The organism is Halobaculum magnesiiphilum, from assembly GCF_019823105.1.
GTDB lineage: Archaea > Halobacteriota > Halobacteria > Halobacteriales > Haloferacaceae > Halobaculum > Halobaculum magnesiiphilum.
This window is the reverse complement of the sequence record NZ_CP081958.1, coordinates 2,009,659-2,027,198: the sequence shown is the minus strand read 5'-3', so window position 1 is coordinate 2,027,198 and position 17,540 is coordinate 2,009,659. Positions and strand designations below refer to the sequence as shown.

21 protein-coding genes and 1 tRNA gene are annotated in these 17,540 nt (G+C 69.0%); 8 read left to right on the top strand and 14 right to left on the bottom strand.

The window, feature by feature from the left end; translation table 11 throughout:
- Positions 1 to 34: 34 nt before the first annotated feature.
- Positions 35 to 634, top strand: coding sequence for a DUF5789 family protein (locus K6T50_RS10255; RefSeq protein ID WP_222606507.1), 600 nt, complete (start codon positions 35 to 37; stop codon positions 632 to 634).
- 66 nt (positions 635 to 700) lie between these two features.
- On the opposite strand, the gene K6T50_RS10250 is transcribed toward K6T50_RS10255, so the two are convergent.
- The 3 genes from K6T50_RS10250 to K6T50_RS10240 all read right to left on the bottom strand — a co-directional run bounded on the left by K6T50_RS10250 (position 701) and on the right by K6T50_RS10240 (position 4,100).
- Positions 701 to 1,123 (bottom strand): DUF7539 family protein, encoded by a 423-nt coding sequence (locus K6T50_RS10250; RefSeq protein WP_222606506.1) that lies wholly within the window; start codon positions 1,121 to 1,123, stop codon positions 701 to 703.
- 71 nt (positions 1,124 to 1,194) lie between these two features.
- Entirely contained in the window at positions 1,195 to 3,237 is a 2,043-nt protein-coding gene (locus tag K6T50_RS10245) for a DEAD/DEAH box helicase (protein ID WP_222606505.1), read from the bottom strand.
- A gap of 443 nt (positions 3,238 to 3,680) precedes the next feature.
- Entirely contained in the window at positions 3,681 to 4,100 is a 420-nt protein-coding gene (locus K6T50_RS10240) for a cupin domain-containing protein (protein WP_222606504.1), read from the bottom strand.
- Positions 4,101 to 4,174: 74 nt separating this feature from the next.
- On the opposite strand from K6T50_RS10240, the gene K6T50_RS10235 reads away from it, so the two are divergent.
- Positions 4,175 to 5,362, top strand: coding sequence for a M50 family metallopeptidase (locus K6T50_RS10235; protein WP_222606503.1), 1,188 nt, complete (start codon positions 4,175 to 4,177; stop codon positions 5,360 to 5,362).
- A 78-nt stretch (positions 5,363 to 5,440) separates the two neighbouring features.
- Here K6T50_RS10235 and K6T50_RS10230 read toward each other — a convergent pair whose 3' ends face one another.
- Both K6T50_RS10230 and K6T50_RS10225 read right to left on the bottom strand, forming a co-directional pair.
- Positions 5,441 to 6,217 (bottom strand): response regulator, encoded by a 777-nt coding sequence (locus K6T50_RS10230; protein WP_222606502.1) that lies wholly within the window; start codon positions 6,215 to 6,217, stop codon positions 5,441 to 5,443.
- A gap of 147 nt (positions 6,218 to 6,364) precedes the next feature.
- Positions 6,365 to 6,437, bottom strand: a tRNA-His gene (locus K6T50_RS10225).
- A gap of 214 nt (positions 6,438 to 6,651) precedes the next feature.
- Between K6T50_RS10225 and K6T50_RS10220 the strand changes: the two genes are divergently transcribed.
- Both K6T50_RS10220 and K6T50_RS10215 read left to right on the top strand, forming a co-directional pair.
- Positions 6,652 to 7,107 carry a DUF5814 domain-containing protein gene (locus K6T50_RS10220; RefSeq protein ID WP_222606501.1) on the top strand — a complete coding sequence of 152 codons (456 nt, stop codon included), beginning with the start codon at positions 6,652 to 6,654 and terminating at the stop codon, positions 7,105 to 7,107.
- A 96-nt stretch (positions 7,108 to 7,203) separates the two neighbouring features.
- Positions 7,204 to 7,479 (top strand): HalOD1 output domain-containing protein, encoded by a 276-nt coding sequence (locus tag K6T50_RS10215; protein WP_222606500.1) that lies wholly within the window; start codon positions 7,204 to 7,206, stop codon positions 7,477 to 7,479.
- 66 nt (positions 7,480 to 7,545) lie between these two features.
- On the opposite strand, the gene K6T50_RS10210 is transcribed toward K6T50_RS10215, so the two are convergent.
- The 3 genes from K6T50_RS10210 to K6T50_RS10200 form a co-directional block, all read right to left on the bottom strand.
- Positions 7,546 to 7,965, bottom strand: a complete 420-nt coding sequence (locus K6T50_RS10210; RefSeq protein WP_222606499.1) for a DUF8146 domain-containing protein — start codon at positions 7,963 to 7,965, stop codon at positions 7,546 to 7,548.
- Positions 7,966 to 8,061: 96 nt separating this feature from the next.
- Entirely contained in the window at positions 8,062 to 8,661 is a 600-nt protein-coding gene (locus K6T50_RS10205; RefSeq protein ID WP_222606498.1) for an RPA family protein, read from the bottom strand.
- Positions 8,661 to 9,599, bottom strand: coding sequence for a replication factor A (locus K6T50_RS10200; protein ID WP_222606497.1), 939 nt, complete (start codon positions 9,597 to 9,599; stop codon positions 8,661 to 8,663). The genes K6T50_RS10205 and K6T50_RS10200 overlap by 1 nt, the downstream gene beginning before the upstream one ends.
- Positions 9,600 to 9,838: 239 nt before the next feature.
- Between K6T50_RS10200 and K6T50_RS10195 the strand changes: the two genes are divergently transcribed.
- Positions 9,839 to 10,132 (top strand): DUF7091 family protein, encoded by a 294-nt coding sequence (locus K6T50_RS10195; protein ID WP_222608890.1) that lies wholly within the window; start codon positions 9,839 to 9,841, stop codon positions 10,130 to 10,132.
- A gap of 331 nt (positions 10,133 to 10,463) precedes the next feature.
- Here the strand turns inward: K6T50_RS10195 and K6T50_RS10190 are convergent, their stop codons facing one another.
- Together K6T50_RS10190 and K6T50_RS10185 are read right to left on the bottom strand one after the other, a co-directional pair.
- A complete protein-coding gene (locus K6T50_RS10190; protein WP_222606496.1) occupies positions 10,464 to 10,853 on the bottom strand; it encodes a helix-turn-helix domain-containing protein in 390 nt (129 codons plus the stop codon).
- Between the two features lie 138 nt (positions 10,854 to 10,991).
- Positions 10,992 to 11,237 carry a DUF8001 family protein gene (locus K6T50_RS10185; protein ID WP_425601383.1) on the bottom strand — a complete coding sequence of 82 codons (246 nt, stop codon included), beginning with the start codon at positions 11,235 to 11,237 and terminating at the stop codon, positions 10,992 to 10,994.
- Positions 11,238 to 11,295: 58 nt separating this feature from the next.
- On the opposite strand from K6T50_RS10185, the gene K6T50_RS10180 reads away from it, so the two are divergent.
- The gene (locus tag K6T50_RS10180; RefSeq protein WP_222606495.1) at positions 11,296 to 11,694 is read left to right on the top strand and encodes a VOC family protein; all 399 of its coding nucleotides are present in this window, start codon (positions 11,296 to 11,298) and stop codon (positions 11,692 to 11,694) included.
- A 65-nt stretch (positions 11,695 to 11,759) separates the two neighbouring features.
- Here K6T50_RS10180 and K6T50_RS10175 read toward each other — a convergent pair whose 3' ends face one another.
- Both K6T50_RS10175 and K6T50_RS10170 read right to left on the bottom strand, forming a co-directional pair.
- Positions 11,760 to 12,473 (bottom strand): DUF5828 family protein, encoded by a 714-nt coding sequence (locus K6T50_RS10175; protein ID WP_222606494.1) that lies wholly within the window; start codon positions 12,471 to 12,473, stop codon positions 11,760 to 11,762.
- Between the two features lie 87 nt (positions 12,474 to 12,560).
- A complete protein-coding gene (locus K6T50_RS10170; protein WP_222608888.1) occupies positions 12,561 to 12,782 on the bottom strand; it encodes a DUF8007 family protein in 222 nt (73 codons plus the stop codon).
- 113 nt (positions 12,783 to 12,895) lie between these two features.
- Here K6T50_RS10170 and K6T50_RS10165 point away from each other — a divergent pair, with 113 nt between their 5' ends.
- On the top strand, positions 12,896 to 13,270 hold the full coding sequence (locus K6T50_RS10165) for a cupin domain-containing protein (protein WP_222606493.1): 375 nt from the start codon (positions 12,896 to 12,898) through the stop codon (positions 13,268 to 13,270).
- A gap of 2 nt (positions 13,271 to 13,272) precedes the next feature.
- Positions 13,273 to 14,001: a DUF8052 family protein gene (locus K6T50_RS10160; protein ID WP_222606492.1), complete on the top strand. Its 729-nt coding sequence runs from the start codon at positions 13,273 to 13,275 to the stop codon at positions 13,999 to 14,001.
- A gap of 6 nt (positions 14,002 to 14,007) precedes the next feature.
- On the opposite strand, the gene hemL is transcribed toward K6T50_RS10160, so the two are convergent.
- The gene (hemL, locus tag K6T50_RS10155; RefSeq protein ID WP_222606491.1) at positions 14,008 to 15,351 is read right to left on the bottom strand and encodes a glutamate-1-semialdehyde 2,1-aminomutase; all 1,344 of its coding nucleotides are present in this window, start codon (positions 15,349 to 15,351) and stop codon (positions 14,008 to 14,010) included.
- 380 nt (positions 15,352 to 15,731) lie between these two features.
- Positions 15,732 to 17,366 (bottom strand): ammonium transporter, encoded by a 1,635-nt coding sequence (locus K6T50_RS10150; protein ID WP_225935415.1) that lies wholly within the window; start codon positions 17,364 to 17,366, stop codon positions 15,732 to 15,734.
- Between the last annotated feature and the right edge of the window lie 174 nt (positions 17,367 to 17,540).

The following is a 17,540-nucleotide window of genomic DNA, read 5'->3' as shown; positions in this document are numbered from 1 at the left end:
CGGGGTTATCCGGAACGAGAGCCAACACGGAGGGATGGCAGACGACAAACGCGGACGCGACAAGCAGGCACACGACGCCGCGAAGCGCCGGCAGGAGCGCGACATCGCCACGGAGCGGGAGCGGTACGACGAGGCGGAGCCGCCGGTCGACGCGGACGTCCTCGCGGATATCGAACGGGATCTCGCGTCGGTGGCGTTCCCCGCGACCGGCGCCGCGGTCGTCGACGCGATCGGCGAGCGCGAGGTCCCGACCGACGCCGGGACGTACGCCGTCGAGGCGCTCCTCCCCGACACCGACGAGGAGACGTTCGACTCCCCCGCGGCCGTCCGAGTCCGGATACAGCGGCCGACGGTCGCCGCGGCGATGAAGCGGATCGTCGAGGCCACTGAGGGGCTTGCGGACGCCGAGCTCACCGACACACAGCGCGACGGCTACGAACGAACGTTTCGGGAGCTCGTGAACATCGACCCGATCGACGAGAACGAGGGGATCCCGGTCGTCGCCGACTGGATGGTCGAACGGATCCGCGAGAACGGCGAGCTTCCCGGCTCCCGGTCGGTCAGGCGACGAGCGGCCGAGTACTGCCGGGCGAACGGGTACGAGGTTCGAAACGACGAGTGGCTCGGCGTCTGATGGGGGCGTCTCGTCCCGTGTGACGAAGTCCGACGCCGCGCCCGTGTCCGCCTCCGCGATCGAGGGTCAGTCCCGGTCGAGATACTCGTCGAGCGCGTCCTCGATGTGCTCCGTGACGCGCTCGGCGTACGTCCACAGCGCCGCGTTGATCCGTTCTTCGGTCTCGTCGTCGAGGTCGTCGAGCCCGCGGAGGACCGAGTCGCTCGTCACCTGCGGGTGATACACGCAGACGACGCTGAGCGCGTCGGTCGACCGCCCGCCGTCGGCCGCGTGGATGCCGTACTGGTCGGTCCCCCAGACGCCGTCGCCGCCGTGCAGTTCCAGACGCGAGTCGACCGCGTGGAGCAGTCGGAGCTCCTCCTCGGAGAGGATCGGGTCGTCGCCCTCGAACAGCTCGGCGTACGCCTCGACGCGGGCGCGGTCCGTCCACCCGTCGAGCTGGGATCGGACCTCGCTAACGAGTTGTCGGCGAGCGGATGTGTCGTCCATGCTGGGAGGACGGACGCGACGGCAATCAACCTTGGTACGGTCTCCGGCGCGTCCGAACGCGGCCGCGCTCGCTACAGTTCCTCCTCCGCCAGCTCCATGTCCGCGATGATCCCGTACGGGTGGTGGTCCTTCCGGATCCCGTCGAGGATTCGGAACGCGTCGTCGGGCGCGAGGAAGTGCTCGGCGACGGCGCGACCCAGCGGCGTCGGGTCGAAGCCGTCGATGAACTCCCACTCCAGCAGCTTGCCGATCGCGTGGGTCGTCGGCACCTCGCCGATCATGCGGTCGTTGAGCCGCTTGGCGCGCTTGCCCGCGACGACGACGTTCGCGAGCGTCTCCTCGGCGGCGGAGCCGGTGTCGTACACCGTCGTCACGTCCTCCATCTCACCCTTCAGGAGCTTGAACGCGGTCTCGTCCTCCGTGCCCTCCATCGAGGAGTGGTAGCTCGCGTCGGGTTCGACGAGCACGTACACCTTCCCCTCGTCGTGGTAATCGGGCCGGCCCGCGCGGCCGAGCATCTGCTCGAACTCCTGGACGGAGAGCCACTCGATCCCCATCGCGAGGGTGTCGAAGATCACCTGCGAGGCGGGGAAGTCGACGCCGGCCGCGAGCGCGGCGGTGGTGACGACGGCCGCAAGCTCCTGATCGCCGAACTTGCGCTCGACGGTCTTGCGGCGCTTGTAGTCGAGCCCGGCGTGATACGGCGCGGAGTCGTACTCCAGCTTCCGGGAGATCTCGTGACAGCGTCTGCGGGAGTTGGTGAAGATGATCGTCTGGCCGCGGTACCCCTTCGAGGACTTCGTGTCGAACTCGCGTTTGACGAGCTTCTTCTCGATGTCGACCTTCTCGCGTTCGCTCGCGAAGGTGACGTGGCGCTCGATGGGAACCGGACGTTCCTCGAACTCGATGAGCCTCGCGCCGAGGCGCTTTCCGAGGAACTCGGGGTTGCCGACGGTCGCCGAGAGGTACACCCACTGCGCCGAGGAGCCGCGGTGCTCGGAGTAGTGCTTGAGCCGGGAGATCATCCCGTCGAGGCGGTGGCCGCGTCCCTCCTCCTTCAGGGTGTGGACCTCGTCGATGACGACCGTACCGATGTCGCCCATGTCCTTGCCCGTCCGGAGCGCGTGGTCGATCCCCTCGTAGGTGCCGACGATCACGTCCGCGTTCGGGTCGAAACGGTTGCCGTCGTCGTTGATCCGGGAGGCGCCGACGCGGATCGTCACGTCGAGCACGTCGCCGTAGCGGTCCTCGAAGTCCTCGTGTTTCTGGTTGGCGAGCGCGACCAGCGGGACGAGAAACAGCATCTTCCCCTTCCCGTTGAGCGCGTTGTTCACGCCCGCCAGCTCCCCGATGAGCGTCTTCCCCGTCGCCGTCGCGCTCACGACGAGCTGGTCGTCGCCGTCGAACAGCCCGTTCTCGACCGAGAGGCTCTGCACCGGCAGCAGCTCGTCGAACCGGCCCTCGACGCGCTCCTGCAGCGCGGGGTGCAACGAGAGGGAGTCGGTGGTGACGGGGTCGATCTCGTCGGTCGTCGCGGAGATGGTGTCGAACTTCGTGAGGTCGGGGTCGAGGTTCCCCTGCAGGAGGTTCGTGATGCGTTCCAGATCCTGCACCTCGAACAGGAGGTCCTCCAGACGCTCCTGGGCGTTGCCGGTGAACTGCCCCTTGTAGGAGAGCTCGCGTTCGAGCTCGCGCTTCGCGCAGTCAGGGCAGATCCAGTCGCGGTCGGCCTTCACCGCGGTGTCGGCGGTGACCGGCGAGTAGCGCCCCGCGTTGGCGCAGTAGCGACAGGTTCGCACCTGCTTGGCGTCGAGCTGGTAGGCGTCGAGCATCTCGACGAGCCGGTCGCGGGCGCGTGCTTCGGTCTGCTCGGAGATGCGGATGCGTCGTGCGTTGCGCGCGAGCTCGACGAACTGGTCGGGCTGGCGCGGCTCCTCGCCGCCCTTGCGCTTGACGCGGAAGCGACGCGGCCGCGGGCCGGCGTCGGCCTCCTTGAGTTCGAGGACGCCGTGGAGGACCCGGGAGCCGTCGCGCTCGACGACGACGGTGAACTCGTCGTCGTCGCTGCGTTCATGGAGGAACAGGGTCTCGACCTGCGGGAGTTGCTCGGACACGGTGATCGCTTGGGTCGTGGTAGGCGGATGCGGTATTTCAGGGATTCGGCTTCAGTGTGTGAGTGTGTGACGTGATCTGCATCGGGATCGGTTCGGCTGGTGCTGTCGTCGTTGTGGTCGTTGCTGTTCTCGTCGTTATTGTTGCGAGGAACTGGACGACCGCGAAAGCCCCTCCCAGTCTCGTGGCCTGCGACACACGCCGCGCTCCTCGGCTCGCGTCACTTCGTTCCGCTCGCCTGCGGTGCTTGCGGTGTCTCGGCTCACGAGACTGGGAGCCCCTTTCAGTCCCACCCGACAGCACCGCACCGCCACCACGTCCACCCCAGCCGATTCGGTCGTCCGTTCGCTTCGCTCACGGACTCCCTCATCCCTCGCGCGCGTCCGCCGCGGACGGAGCCGCGGCGGCGCGCGCCACCGCAGACGCCGCCGGCACCCAGGAAACGCTACTCCTCGTCCAGTACACGTATCGTGTCGTCGCCGTGGGGGACCACGCAGATGAACGCCGCCGCCTCGTCGCCGTCGTTGCGGTACCAGTGTGGCACGCCCGCGGGGATGAGCAGCGCGTCGCCCGCGCTCACGGTGTGCTCCTCGCCGTCGAGCCCCACCGTGTATTCGCCCGCGAGCACGTACTGCTCGTGTTCGACCTCGTTGGTGTGGTTCGGGACGTGAGCGCCGGCCGCGAGTTCGAACCGTCGCATCGCGAAGTGGGGCGCACCGTCGGCGTCGTCGATGAGCACGCCCTTCGACATCCCCCCGCCGGCGTCGACCTCGCTCATCGCGAGCTCGCCGCCCCGCTGTACCACCGGCTCCGTCGTCGATCCGTCGGTCGCCGGCCCGTCCGTCGTCGCGTCGGTCTCGGCCATGACCGTCGCTTTCGCGCGATAGGAGATAAATCTCGGCGACCGGGTTTATACGCGATGAGGGACAACTCCGAGACATGCGAGGAATCCGTGTCGGGCGGGTCGCCGGTATCCCGATCCAGCTGAACTGGACGTTCCTCCTGATCCTCCCGCTGTTCGCGTATCTCATCGGGAGTCAGGTGGGGGAGTTCTCCGGCATCGTCGCCGACACGTTCGGCGTCGCCATCCCGGCGGAGGCGCTCACCGCCGGCGCGCTCCCGTGGGTGCTCGGCACCGCCGCCGCCGTCGGGCTGTTCGTCTCCGTTCTCCTCCACGAGTTCGGCCACTCGTTGACCGCGATGCACTACGGCTACGAGATCAAGGCCATCACGCTGTGGCTGTTCGGCGGCGTCGCCCAGTTCGAGGAGATGCCCGAGGACTGGAAACAGGAGTTCACCATCTCGATCATGGGTCCGGTGGTGTCGGTCGTGCTGGGACTCGCCGCCTACGCCGCGCTCGTCGGCGTCGCGCTCCCCCCGACGGTCGCGTTCGTCGTCGGCTACCTCGCGCTGATGAACCTCGTGCTCGCCGCGTTCAACATGCTCCCCGGCTTCCCGATGGACGGCGGTCGCGTGCTGCGCGCCCTCCTCGCTCGGAACCGTCCGCACGCGCGGGCGACCCAGATCGCCGCAGAGGTCGGGAAGGTGTTCGCGTTCCTGCTGGGGCTGGTCGGGCTGTTCGGCGGCAACTGGCTCACCGTCGGGCTCGCCTTCTTCATCTACATCGCCGCCTCCAGCGAGGCCCAGCAGACGACGATGCGCGCCGCCTTCGAGGGCGTCGCCGTCGACGACATCATGACGCCGCGCGAGGAGCTCCACACCGTCGAGCCCCGGACGAGCGTCGCCGAACTGATGGAGCGCATGTTCCGCGAGCGCCACACCGGCTACCCGGTTCTGAAGGACGCGAACCTCGTCGGGATGGTCACCCTGGAGGACGCCCAGGGTGTTCGCGAGGTGGAGCGCGACGCCTACACCGTCGAGGACGTGATGGAGACCGACATCGCCAGCGTCACCCCTGGGGCCGACGCCCTGACCGCACTGGAGACCATGCAACAGCGCGGCGTCGGCCGCCTCGCGGTCGTCGACGCCGACGGCGAGCTCGTGGGGCTCATCTCGCGGACCGACCTCATGACCGCGTTCAACATCATCCAGCGGGGGGGCCGGGAGTCGCTCGGCATCGGCCGAGAGACGGGACCGCTTCCGGATGTCGGAGGACAGGGGCTCTGACGGCGGCATCGGGACACAGGCACCGACCCGCCGACACCGTCGCACCGACGCCGACCGCGTCCGCCGTCTGCCGAGTGGTCACTCGTCGCCGCCGAGCGGCAGCACGAACCCCTCGACGAACGCGTCCCCGTCGGCCGCGTCGCCGCCGGGAACGCCCCGGCCGCGCTCCCACACCCGGATGACGTCGCCGTCGGCCCGGCGAGCGCGGTAGGTGAACTCGAACGGGTCGCCTGCCGACAGCGACGCCTCCATCGCGTCGTGGGTCCACTGGCGGTCCTCGGGGTGAACCACGTCCTCGGCGTACGTCAGCTCCCCCCGCTCGAAGGCCTCGGGCTCGTAGCCCAGCAACACGGTCACGCCCGGACCGACGACCTCGGCGGGCCATCCCGGGGCCCGCCGGCACCGATAGAACATCGCGTCCGGGCGGGCGGGCGCGGAGGGATCCCCGGGCGTCGGCGCCGCGAGCGCGGCACCGCGGGCGACGCACAGCCGGTACAGCCCGCGCGAAAGCGACCCGAGCGCGTCCGCGCCGCCCTTCTCGTACGTCGGCGGCGCGTCGCCCCGCCGCACGGCCCGCGGGCGCCCCGTGAACAGGACGAACGGAAGCGACGGGTGCGTCTCGCGGACCCGTTCGTACAGCTCCAGTCCGGACAGCCCCGGCATCTCCAGGTCGCTGAGCAGACAGTCGTACGGCTCGCGATCGAGCGCCGCCAGCGCCGCCTCCGCGTCGGGGACCCGGACGACCGAATCGACCCACGCCTCGCGTTCGAGCGCGAGCGCGACGACGTCGGCGAGGGCGTCGTCGTCCTCGGCGTGGAGGACCCGCAGCGGCTCCGTCGCACCGGGGGAGGTCATCACGCGCACCACGAGCCGAGTTCACCAAAGAATACCGATCCGACACGTCGCGGCCGCTGTCGAGTGTCGAAACCGGACCGGGTGCGAGAATTGACCCTCGGCCGTTCGCGGACCATCGGCTGCTCACGTTCGTTCGCAGCCAGAGGAGTCCAGGTGCGAGAATTGAACCCGCGTCTCAGCCTCCACAAGGCTGAAGGATAGTCCACTACCCCAACCCGGACACGCACCCGTAGGTAGCCGGGTATGACTCAAATACGTTACGACTCCGCGGGTGCGCCTGCATGCGATGCACACGCACGGGGTCGCCGTACACGGGGGGACCGCGCCCGACGCCCGCGGCGACACGGAGCAGGGGGGAATGCGGGAAACGCGACCGCTCCCGCGGCGAGTGACCGTCGCGCTTTTCTCGCCCGCTCGACTACGTTCGGGTAGCAGTGGCTATCACGGACAAGATCTACCTGAAGAACCACCGGCAGATCGCCTCCCAGCTCGACGCCAACATCCCCAAGAGCGCGTTCGCCGGGGCGACGCTGGATCTGGTGTTCTCGGGAGAGGGGCTCTCCGAACTCGACGAGACGACCCGCGACCGGGTGCTGGAGTTCGCCGAGGACTTCCTCGACTGCGGCTGCGACGACGCCCCGTACTGTGGACACCCCGAGCGGAAGTTCGTCCGCTATCTCCTGGAGCTGCGCGCACAGGGGCTCGGCCCCGACGCCATCGTCGACGTGATGGGCGACGACTACATGCTGTACGCCTACCCCGGCGACGTGCTCTCCTTCCTCGACGACGCCGTGCGCACGCTGGAGGCGACGGAGTCGCTCGCGGCCGTCGAGGGCGACGAGGAGGCGAGAGAACGGGCGCGGAAGGCACGGGACGCGCTGGCCCGGTAGAACCACCCGACAGCGGCTTCCATCCGTGTCGATCGTCTGATTGATTTATTGGGCCTATAGCTGCATTTTATTTCGGAGGAATGCGTACTCGATGCCATGGGCGACAGCGACACCGGGGGGAGCGGGCGCGGCGACGGGCCGTCGCGGTGCGATCGGGGGGCGAGCGGTCGCGTCGTCGAGTCGATCGCCGCCGCGGAGGGGACGGACCCGGCCGATATCGACGCACGGCTCTACGACGTCGTCGACCCCGAGGCGATCGATCGGATCGTCGATCACGGCTCGCCGGACCTGACCGTGGCGTTCCGCTTCAACGGCTACCGCGTGACCGTCGGCGGCGACGGCACGGTGACGGTGTCGGACGGGGACGGGTAGCCGGCGCAGACTGTGGCCGCTGCGACGCTCGCGCGCGGAGGGGCCGCCGAGAGCGGCCGGCGCGACTCACCCGAGCTGGTACGGCTCGTCGTCGTCGCGTTCGCGGTCCCCGTCGAGTTCCTCCAGGAACACCACCTCCTCGCCGTCGTCGGCCTCAGCCAACTTGTCCTGCAGGTACGTGACGAACGCCTTGTACTCGTCCAGCTGTTCGCGGAGGTGTTCGGCCTCCAGCTCCAACCGCTCGTGTTCGCGCACGAAGCTCTTGGGCACCTCCACCGTCGGCGGGAACGACTCCCCGTCGGCGTCTGCCTCCTCGACGCGGTTCTCGGGGACGACCTCCACCTGCCCGTCATGGGCGACGAGGGTGTCCACGTAGTCGCGGAACACCGCCGACAGCGACAGGTCGCGCTCGTCGGCGATCTCGCGCAGCGCCTCGAACGCGTCCTCGTTGACGCGGAACGAGACCGTCTTGTTCTTGCTCCCCATTGCCGGGTACTCGCTCGCGCTGTCACTTAACCGTTCGTCAGACGTTCGCACGGCGAGCGGGGCGATTGAACGGCAAAATCGGTGTCGACGGCCGACTTACGCGGGGGCTTCGCCTTCGAGCTCGTCGGCGTCGTCGAGCGACTGCAGCGCGGCGACGGCGGCGTCGCGGTACTCCTCGACGGGGAGGTCGTACTGCTCGCGGGCCATCCGCGCGTACTCGTTGCCCTCGTCGTCGAACGCCTCGATGCGGTCCAGCGTGCGCGCCGCGGTCTCGGCGACCCAGCGGTCGCGCGTGGCGGCGTCGACGGTCGTGATGGACTCGGGGCGCACGGAGACGTTCACGCTGCCGTCGTCGGTCTCGTAGGTGCGCGGCTTGCCGACGACGGCGACGTACGCGGGCGGCTCCAGCTCGCGGAGCGCGCTCGCGGCCTCGGGCTGGTACTGCCCGGCGTAGGTGAAGAACGTCCCCGTCGGGTCGACGATGCGCCCGCGCCAGTACTCGCTGTCCTCGCCGACGTCCTCCTTCTCGGTGAGGGTGCCGACGATGAACACGCGGTTGGCGCGCTCGCCCGTCGGGAGCAGGAGGTACAGCGGCGCCCGCTCGTCGTCGGACTCCTTGAAGGTGTAGCTGGCGTCGTTGTACTCGCTCGCGAACACGCGGCGTGCGACCTCTCGGGTGGGAACGGACTGGCTCATTACAGGGACCTCGCGCGGATCAGCAGCGATTCGGCGTCGACCGTCTCGTCGGCGCCGGACAGTTCCTCGAAGTCGTCGGCGAGCACGTACCGGCCCAGCGTGGGGCCGCGAACGCGGTAGTATCGCCCGACGATGCGGTCGGCCATCTCCTCGCCCACGACGGTCGTGTCGAGGGCGTCCTGGGCCATCTCCTTGGCCTCCTCGAGGCCGATGCCGGTCAGCTCGGCGGTGGCCTCCTCGTTGAAGATGACCTCCTGGACGGCGTCGCCGTCGTCGAGGACGGCCTTGATCCGGAGGTCGAACTCGCCGTCGACCTGGCCGTGCTCGCTGCAGCGGCCGTTCTGGAGCACGCGCGTGCAGTCGTCCTCGGGACAGCGCTTGATGAGCCCGGAGCCGGACTGGATGTCGACGAGGGCGCCCTCGACCTCGTCGCTGTCGTCGCCGACCTCGATCTCCTCGTCGAGTTCGGTGATCGTCGTCGTCCGGTTGAGCTTCACCGAGTAGTTGCCCTGGTACTCGTCGGTGACGACGTTCGAGAGGGCGTAGCTCTTGCCCTCCTCCAGTTCCTCCAGTTCGCTCGTCGAGAACGAGACGAACTTGATCGTGCCCGACTCGTCGCCGAGCAGGCCCACCTGCGCGATGGAATCGTGGTTGGGGTCCCACAGGTCGGCCACCGTCACGCGAAGGTCGACCCACTGCTCGTCCTCGTCGATGTCGCCGACGAGCGCCTGTTCGGCGCCGCCGGAGCCGATCTCGTCGCGCTCCAGCCCCGCCTCGTCGAGGTAGGAGTTGACGACGCTGCGGCGCGCCTCGTCGACGGGGACGCTGTACTCGTTCACCAGCGAGGCGAGGCGCTCCTCGATCTCCTCGGTAGTGAGGTCCAAGTGGTCTGAAAACTGCTCGTGTATCTCTTCCGCGTGGGTTTGCAGGTCTGCCATGGTTCTCCTGCCTCCGGGTATGTGTTCGGTGGGAGGCGTACGACGGTTGGTTCGGGATCCTATTTAGTATTCCGTCGCCGCGGTGAAAGTGAAAGCGCTCGACTGCGGGCGACCGTCGGACGAGCGGCTGCGCGGCGGTCCGCGACCGCGCGCGGCGTGTCGATGTCGTTCAGGTCACGATCGGCGCGCTCGCCGGCAACGGACTGATAGTCTGGGCGGCCGGAGGATGATCCATGGGACTGGGCGACAGGCTCCGGCGGGTGCTGCGCCAGCAGGCGCGCAAGGCCGGCCGCGAGTACGCGCGCAGCAAGCGTGCCTACCACGAGGGGCGCGAGTGGGGGGAGAACCACGCCGACGAGTTCGACCTCCCGACCGACGACGAGGACCGCGCGCGGATCGTCTGTCGCCGGTACGCCGAGAAGCGTCGGGTCGCGGTGAACGCCGACGGCGAGCCGGCGTGTTTCGAGGCCGGTCACCCGGACTGTGATGGGTGTGCCGAGGACGTGCGGGAGGGGCGTGTACAGACGTGGTAAGCGAGGCGTGAGCGAGCGGCGCGAGCGAACGCCTCGAAAAACGCGAACGGCGACTGAAGGGAGCCGTGAGCGGGGCGAGGTCGACCGAAGCGAGACCTCGATGCAAACGGCGTTCACAAATCGCGGAGCGATTTGTGCGCTCACGAGACCGCCAGTCTCGTGAGCGGCGAGGTCTCCGTGCCGAGCCGCCCATTACGTGAGGGAAACGAGGGCGAACAGAAGTGAGCCCTCGATGCGATCGGGGAACGCAGCGACCCGTGAGCGCAACGAGACCGCGCGTGCGACACGCCCGCCTCGGTTCCGTGGCGTCGCCTCGGCCGAACCCGGCCGCCTACTCGTCGTCGACGCCGCGCTGTTCGTCGAACGTCTCGATGACCTCGTGGACGGTCTCGGCCCACTCGTCGAGCGCCTCGTGGAGCAGCTCCTTCGCCTCCGGCAGCGGCGTCGCGGTGTACTGGTACACGTAGCCGCCGGGGTCGAGCAGGCGTCGCTCGCGCTCGGCGAGGCCCTTCTCCAGCAGCGTCGTGAGCGAGCGGTTCACGTTCGAGCGGTCGCGCTCCAGCACGCCGGCGAGCTCCTCGACGGTGCTCCCGGGGTTGTCGAGCAGGCGGAGGTACGTCCGGCTCTCGTGCTCCTGGATCCCGAACACGCACGCCATCACGTGTCCGAAGCTAGGATCGTTCGTGTCGATGAGGTCCTCCATGTCCGGCGCGTCGCTCATGTCGAGTGATCCGACGGCCGCGTCGCGAATAAACCCCGGCGGTCGCGGCGGCGGCGCGACGGTTCCGCGGAGCCCGTCGCGGTCCCGCGGCGCCCGGCAGTCGCCCCCGCGGCCGCCGGCCGCCGGCTGTCGTCCGGCTCAGGCCTCGTCGTCCTGTTTCGCGTAGCCCATCTTCTCGATACAGGTGAGCATGCCCGCCTCGTCGTCGTGTTTGTGCAGCCGCGTCGGCGTGTCGCAGTAGAACGTCTCGCCGTCGTGCCGGAGGGTGAGCGTCTGCTCGCTCCCGAACAGATCGGCGGTGACGACGACCGGCCGGCCCTCCCGGAGCGCGTCGAGGATCTCCTCGGCGGTGAGCTCGCCGGCGTCGACTTCGAGCGGTGTCATGGGCAGGGATGCGCGATGCGGCGTAATGTTTCTTGTCTCCCGGCCGCGACGCCCGGACGTGCACGTCCGCACCATCGATCACGTCACCCTCCGGATCCCCGCCGACGGCCTGGCCGACGCCCGCGCCTTCTACGCCGACGCGCTCGGCTTCGAACTGGAGGGCGTCGATCGCTTCGAGGCCGGCGAGAAGCCCTTCTTCGACGTGCGACTCGCGCCCGAACACGTGATCCACCTGTGGCCGACCGACGAATTCGACGCCCCCGGGGCGACGAACTACGACCACGTCGCGCTCGTCGTCGACGAGGACATCGAGTCGGTGACGGAAACCCTCGCGGACGCGGGGGTGGCGGTCGAACGGGAACTCGACAGTCCGCTGGGGGCGACGGGCGAGGCGGGCGCGGTGTACGTCCGCGACCCGTTCGGCTATCGGGTGGAGCTGAAGGAGCCGGTGGAGTAGGCGCGTCGCTGCGTCGACACCGGCGGATCGGACCGACGACGAAGGGAGCGGCCGACGGAGCGGCCTCAGTTCGTCGTCGGGTTCGACTCCCCGTCGTTTCCGTCCTCGACCGTCTCGACGGGCGCCTCCGCGCCCTCGGCTGCCTCGGACGCCTCGACGGTCTTCGGGGTGTCGACGTGCCAGCGGTCGACCTCGTCCTCGTACGACGAGAGGCGCTCGGACACCGCGGACTTCAGCCGGTCGTCGTTGACGTTCACCTCGAAGACGAACTCCGGGCCACCCTCGCCGCGGGTGGACTTCTGGATGTTCGCGGAGACGAGCTCGTTGTCGAAGTAGTACGGCGCGATCTGTGTCATCACGCGCTGGTACACCGTGTTCTCCAGCTTCCGAACCGCCTTGCGCCCGGCCGAGTCGGCCGCGCGCGCGACGTGGTCGATGGAGTCCCTCCACGAGTCGAGCGCGCCGTCGTTGTCGCCGTTCTCGACGTGCTCGTACGACTCCGAGAGCTTCTCGCCGGCGGTCTGGAGGTCGTCCTCGGGACTTTTCCCCTCCTGCTCGCCTTTCCCCTCGGCGACGCTCGCCTGTTCGGCGGTCTTCTCGTTCACGTCCTCGCCGAGGCGCTCGTGGGCTTTCGGTCGCCACTCGTCCCACGCCTCGAACGCCTCGGGATACTCCTCGGAAGCACCGGCGTCCTGAAGCGCGCGGGTGATGCGTTCGCCGTGCTCGACGGCGTCCCCCCATTCCCCGCGCAGCTTGAAGCCGGAGATGCTCTCTTCCATGCGATTAGCAGCCGCGTACGCCCCGGAGCGGTATAAGGGTCCCTCCTGCGGCACGCCCGCCCCGGGCTCGCGGGCGATCGGGTCGGCTCAGCGCCGGCCGTACGTGAGACGGTTCCCGATGTCGTCGAGCGCCGAGACGACGCCGCTGAGCCACGCGGTCGGCGAGGTCCGCCGAAGCTCCGCGTCGTCGAGTTCGATCCGGTCGTCGCCGAACGGGTCGCGGTCGGCGGCGCCCTCGCCGTCCTCGGTCGCGTCCACGACGGTCGTCATCGAACACCGGCCGCACGTTTCGCGATCGCCGAATCCCATGGTATTGGATATCAATATGGGGGACGGCGGTCATAAATCCTCGGCCCCGAGGGTCTCCGGCGGCGTCGCCGTCGGACGACGGGCTTTTCATCCCCGTGAGCCTCCCGCGAGGTATGGGTTACCACGTCATCGATCCGGACGAACTGACGGCCGTTCCGGACCGCCCCTGCGAGCTTCGTCGCGTGAGCGAGGCGGCGGGGTTCGAGCGAATGGCCGCCAACTGGTTTCGCGCGGCCCCCGGCGAGGACGTCCCGCTCGCGTACCACTACCACGACGATCAGGAGGAGCTGTTCTACGTGATCGAGGGGACGCTCCACGTCGAAACCCCGGAGACGACCTACGAGGTGCCCGAGGGCTCGCTGTTCGCCGTCGAGCCGGACAGCCCCCAGCGCGCACACAACCCCGAGGGCGCCGACGACTCGGTGACGCTGCTGGCGGTGGGCGCGCCCGCCGTCGACGACGTTCACCCGTACGAGCCGGAGGCGTAACCATGGCCGAGGACGACCCGGAGACGCGAGTCGAGGCCGACGGCTCCGGCGGCGGCGTCGACCCGGGGACGGCCGACGACGACGTCCTCGTCGACGGAGAGGAGCCGCGGACCGACGAGCACGGACGGATCCTCGACGGCGCCGCCTACGAGGACGTGCCCGTCTGGGACGACGAGTACCTCGACCGCGTGAGCGACCGGCTCATGTTCAACTACGACCTCGAACGCGACTACCGCGTTCGCGGGGAGCGCTTCGACCTCTACGGGCTGATGCGCATCGAGTCACAGAAGCAGTTATTCCACCCGGCGCTGGGGTACGGCGACCACCACAGCGACGAGTACCTGTTCGCGCGCCGGCAGTCGTCGGTGACCGTCGGGGAGTTGGAGCGGATCGTCGATCTGGGCCACGCGCTCGCCGACGAGCGCGTCGAGGGCGACGAGGAGCACTACGGGACCGACCTCTCGTTCGTCCTCGTCGTCCCGGAGATCCCCGAGGACGTCCGGGAGTTCGTCGTCGACTTCCGCGAGCGGGAGCTCCTGAAGTACGGCTACTTCGGCCACTACGAGATCAACCTCGGCGTTGTCGCGCCCGAGCGCGAGGCCGCGGTCGCGAGCCAGGAGGCCGACGTGGTGTCGGCGTTCGCGCTGTGGGACGAACTGCCCGATCGCCGCTCCCAGCGTGGGTACGTCACCCGGCTCGTCGGCACGCTCCGCGAGAAGCTCCTCGGATAGAACTATCTATAGCGCCTCCTTGTACGCCTCCAGCGTCTCCTCGATGTCCGCGTCGGTGTGGACGTAGGAGACGAACTGCGACTCGAACTGGTTGGCGGTGAGCCAGATCCCCCGCTCTTTCATCTCCTGCCAGAACACGCGCTCCCACCGCTCGGTCGCCGCCGCCGCGGTGTCGGCGCCGGTCTTCGGACAGGTCTCGTATCTGGGACACGACTCGCGCTGGCGACACCCGCCCTCGCAGTGTCCCTCGAACGTCTCGGGCGCCTCGCGGGTGAACACCGTCTTGAACATCGAGTCGGTTCCGACGACGGTGTACTCGGGCGCCTGGTCCTCGCAGATGTCCTGGATCCCGGACCGGAGGCGATCCCCGAGAGCGTTCACGTGGTCGTACACGTCGTGTTCGGCGGCGTAGCGGAGGTATTCGTGGCCGGCGGCCATCGTGACGGGGTGGCCCGAGAAGGTGCCCGACTGGAACACCTCCCCGCTGGGCGTGAAGTGCTCGATTATCTCCGCGGGGCCGCCGATGGCGCCGACCGGGAAACCGCCGCCGATGATCTTTCCGAACGTGGTGAGGTCGGGCGTGACGCCGAACTTCCCCTGTGCACACTGGAGGCCGCCGACGCGGAAGCCGGTGATCACCTCGTCGAAGATCAACAGCGAGCCGTGGTCGTCACAGAGATCCCGGAGGGCTTCGTGGTAGCCGTCGACGGGCATCACGATGCCGTAGTTCGCGAGGATCGGCTCGGTCAGCACGGCCGCGATCTCGTCGCCCCGCTCCTCGAAGACCTCCCGGATCGCCGCCTCGTCGTTGAACGGGACGGCGATGGTGTGCTCGGCGAACTCCTCGGGGATCCCCGGCGAGGAGGGGTGCGTGTGATAGGGGTCGTCGCCGGCCTCGACGAGGGTGGACTCCTGGGCGCCGTGGTAGCCGCCCTGCATGATCACGATCTTGTCACGGCCGGTGTACGCGCGGGCGAGGCGGACCGCCGAGACGGTCGCCTCCGTGCCGGAGTTGACGAACCGCAGCATCTCGACGCTGGGGACGTGCCTGGCGACGAACTCAGCGTGGTCGACCTCGATCTCGGTCGGCCCGCCGTACATCGGTCCCTGGCTGGCGTGGCGCTGGATCGCCGACTGCACCTGATCGGGGGCGTCGTGGCCGTACAGCAGCGGGCCGTACCCCATCACGTAGTCGAGGTAGCGGTTGCCGTCGGCGTCGATCACGTGGGCGCCGTCGCCGCGCTCGATCACGAACGGGTACGGTCGCGTCGCGCGGACCGAGGAGTTCACCCCGCCGGCGAGCACCGAGAGCGCGCGGTCGTACAGCTCCCGCGAGCGGTCGTGGTTCATACGCCGCCCTTGGAGTGTGACCCCGAAAGTAGTTACTGGGTCGCGGTCGTCGCCGCCGCTATCGGCGTCGTGTTCGGGACAGAAGTCGGGTGACGACCCGCGACGGGGTGGCGGCCCGTCGCGGGCGTAGCCGGACGCATCACCCGGCAGACAGCTGCGGCGGCCGCGGGGGCGGTGACACGGAACGTGGCACGGTGGCGGGCGCGAGGAGGTGAGCACCAGTACCAGTGGGGTCCTCCGTCGCGTGCCCCCGGCGGCCGCGTCCGCGCCGCATGCGAAGCGGGCGTCCGGCGGTTCGGCTGCCGACGGGCGTCGGCAGCGGACCGTTCAGTCGAGTCGAAGAGGATCGGTCGGCTCGTGGCCGACCGGGTCGGCCGCGCTTACACCGCCTCGCGGCCCACCTCGCCCGTCCGGATCTGGTAGGCGTTCTCGACGGGCAGGACGAACACCTTCCCGTCGCCCTTCTCGCCGGTCTGTGCGGCCTCGCTGATCGCCTCGGCCACGTCCTCGGCCGGGATGTCGGCGACGACGCACTCGATCTTCACCTTCTGGTGGAGGTCGACCGTGTACTCCTCGCCGCGCCACTGGCCCTTCTTCGCGGGCTGGCTGCCGCGACCGGAGACGTTCGTCACCGTCAGCGACGGCGCGCCGATCTCCGCGAGACCGGTCTTGACCGCCGAGAGCTTGTCCGGGCGGATGAAGGCGGTCACCATCTTGATGCCGCCGTCGTTCGCCTCGCCGCCGTCCGCGCGAATGATACCGCTCTCGTCCTCCACGAAGCCGCCGTCGGCGGCCGTGTCGGGACGGCCGAACTCGGGGTACGTGTCGACGCCGTGCTCGGAGGAGTCGAGCCCCTCGAGCTCGTGGTCGCGGGTGACGCGGATCTCGCCCAGCGCCTTGATGACGCCGAAGACGATGGCCGTCGCCGCGATGGTCCAGGCGGCGATGACGACGACGCCGACGACCTGCGAGACGAGCGCGCCGACGGTGAAGCCGTCGACCGCGAAGAACGGCAGCAGCACCGCGCCGAGCACGCCGGCGCTCCCGTGGACGGGGAACACCGCACACACGTCGTCGATCTTCAGGCGCTTCTCGACGAACTCGAAGACGATGGGCAGCTGGGCGCCCGCGAGCAGGCCGATGACGATCCCGCCGACCCACGTGATCGCGTTGGTGTTCGAGGTGACGCCGACGAGCCCCGCCAGAAGCCCGTTCGCGACGTACAGCGTGTCGACCTTTCCGGTCTTGAACAGCGAGAGCGCGCTCGCGCCGATGGCGCCGGCGGCCATGCCGAGCGTCGTCGTCAGCGCGACGCGACCCACGTAGGAGAACGCCCCGAGCGTGAGTTCGCCGTTCTCGACGGCGAACACCGAGGCTGCCGTGCCGACGTTGAACCCGTACCAGCCGAACGCGAGCACGAGCGTTCCGAGCACCGCGAACGTCATCGAGTGGCCGGGAATGACGTTCACCGAGCCGTCCTCGTTGTAGCGACCCAGGCGCGGGCCGACGACGTACGCCGCCGTCAGGCCGGCGATGCCGCCCATGCCGTGGACGATCATTCCGCCCGCGAAGTCAGCGAAGCCGAGCGAGGCGAGCAGGCCGCCGCCCCACGTCAGCCCCGTGACGACGGGGTAGATGACCGCCGCCAGCAGGACGGTGTAGCTGACGTACGCGCGCAGCTTCATGCGGCCGGCGACGGCGCCGGAGACGATGGTCGCCGCCGTCATCGCGAAGACGGCGCCGAAGAGCCAGCTGACCCAGTCGGCGGGGTTGCTGGTCGTCAATACGCCGAACGCCTCGGCGATGGAGTAGCTCCCGCCGGCGGTGATCCCGCCGACGAGCGCGGAGACCCCGGCGCCGACGAGGAAGAACGCGACGACGCCGACGCTCCACGTCAGGAGGTTCTTCGTCAGCTGGTTGGCGACGTTCTTCGACCGTACCTGCCCGGCCTCCAGCATCGCGAAGCCGGCGTGCATGAAGAAGATGAGGAAGGTGACCACCAGCACCCACATCATGTTGACCCCCTCCGCCAGGACCGCGGGGTCGACCTGCAAGAGCGTCACTGTGCCACCTCATTTGGTCCACAACTGTTCAGCAGTGCCGTGAATTCCGTGTCGTTCTGGTACATCTCGACGTCAGACAGCCTGATCCGGATACACATAAAGGTTGGAGTTGAAAAACACAGATTT

Coding starts and splice junctions, on each gene's coding strand:
- K6T50_RS10255 (WP_222606507.1), top strand. CDS start 35: ATGGCAGACGACAAACGCGGACGCGACAAGCAGGCACACGACGCCGCG.
- K6T50_RS10250 (WP_222606506.1), bottom strand. CDS start 1,123: ATGGACGACACATCCGCTCGCCGACAACTCGTTAGCGAGGTCCGATCC.
- K6T50_RS10240 (WP_222606504.1), bottom strand. CDS start 4,100: ATGGCCGAGACCGACGCGACGACGGACGGGCCGGCGACCGACGGATCG.
- K6T50_RS10235 (WP_222606503.1), top strand. CDS start 4,175: ATGCGAGGAATCCGTGTCGGGCGGGTCGCCGGTATCCCGATCCAGCTG.
- K6T50_RS10230 (WP_222606502.1), bottom strand. CDS start 6,217: ATGACCTCCCCCGGTGCGACGGAGCCGCTGCGGGTCCTCCACGCCGAG.
- K6T50_RS10215 (WP_222606500.1), top strand. CDS start 7,204: ATGGGCGACAGCGACACCGGGGGGAGCGGGCGCGGCGACGGGCCGTCG.
- K6T50_RS10210 (WP_222606499.1), bottom strand. CDS start 7,965: ATGGGGAGCAAGAACAAGACGGTCTCGTTCCGCGTCAACGAGGACGCG.
- K6T50_RS10205 (WP_222606498.1), bottom strand. CDS start 8,661: ATGAGCCAGTCCGTTCCCACCCGAGAGGTCGCACGCCGCGTGTTCGCG.
- K6T50_RS10200 (WP_222606497.1), bottom strand. CDS start 9,599: ATGGCAGACCTGCAAACCCACGCGGAAGAGATACACGAGCAGTTTTCA.
- K6T50_RS10190 (WP_222606496.1), bottom strand. CDS start 10,853: ATGAGCGACGCGCCGGACATGGAGGACCTCATCGACACGAACGATCCT.
- K6T50_RS10185 (WP_425601383.1), bottom strand. CDS start 11,237: ATGACACCGCTCGAAGTCGACGCCGGCGAGCTCACCGCCGAGGAGATC.
- K6T50_RS10175 (WP_222606494.1), bottom strand. CDS start 12,473: ATGGAAGAGAGCATCTCCGGCTTCAAGCTGCGCGGGGAATGGGGGGAC.
- K6T50_RS10170 (WP_222608888.1), bottom strand. CDS start 12,782: ATGGGATTCGGCGATCGCGAAACGTGCGGCCGGTGTTCGATGACGACC.
- K6T50_RS10165 (WP_222606493.1), top strand. CDS start 12,896: ATGGGTTACCACGTCATCGATCCGGACGAACTGACGGCCGTTCCGGAC.
- K6T50_RS10160 (WP_222606492.1), top strand. CDS start 13,273: ATGGCCGAGGACGACCCGGAGACGCGAGTCGAGGCCGACGGCTCCGGC.
- hemL (WP_222606491.1), bottom strand. CDS start 15,351: ATGAACCACGACCGCTCGCGGGAGCTGTACGACCGCGCGCTCTCGGTG.
- K6T50_RS10150 (WP_225935415.1), bottom strand. CDS start 17,366: ATGATGTGGGTGCTGGTGGTCACCTTCCTCATCTTCTTCATGCACGCC.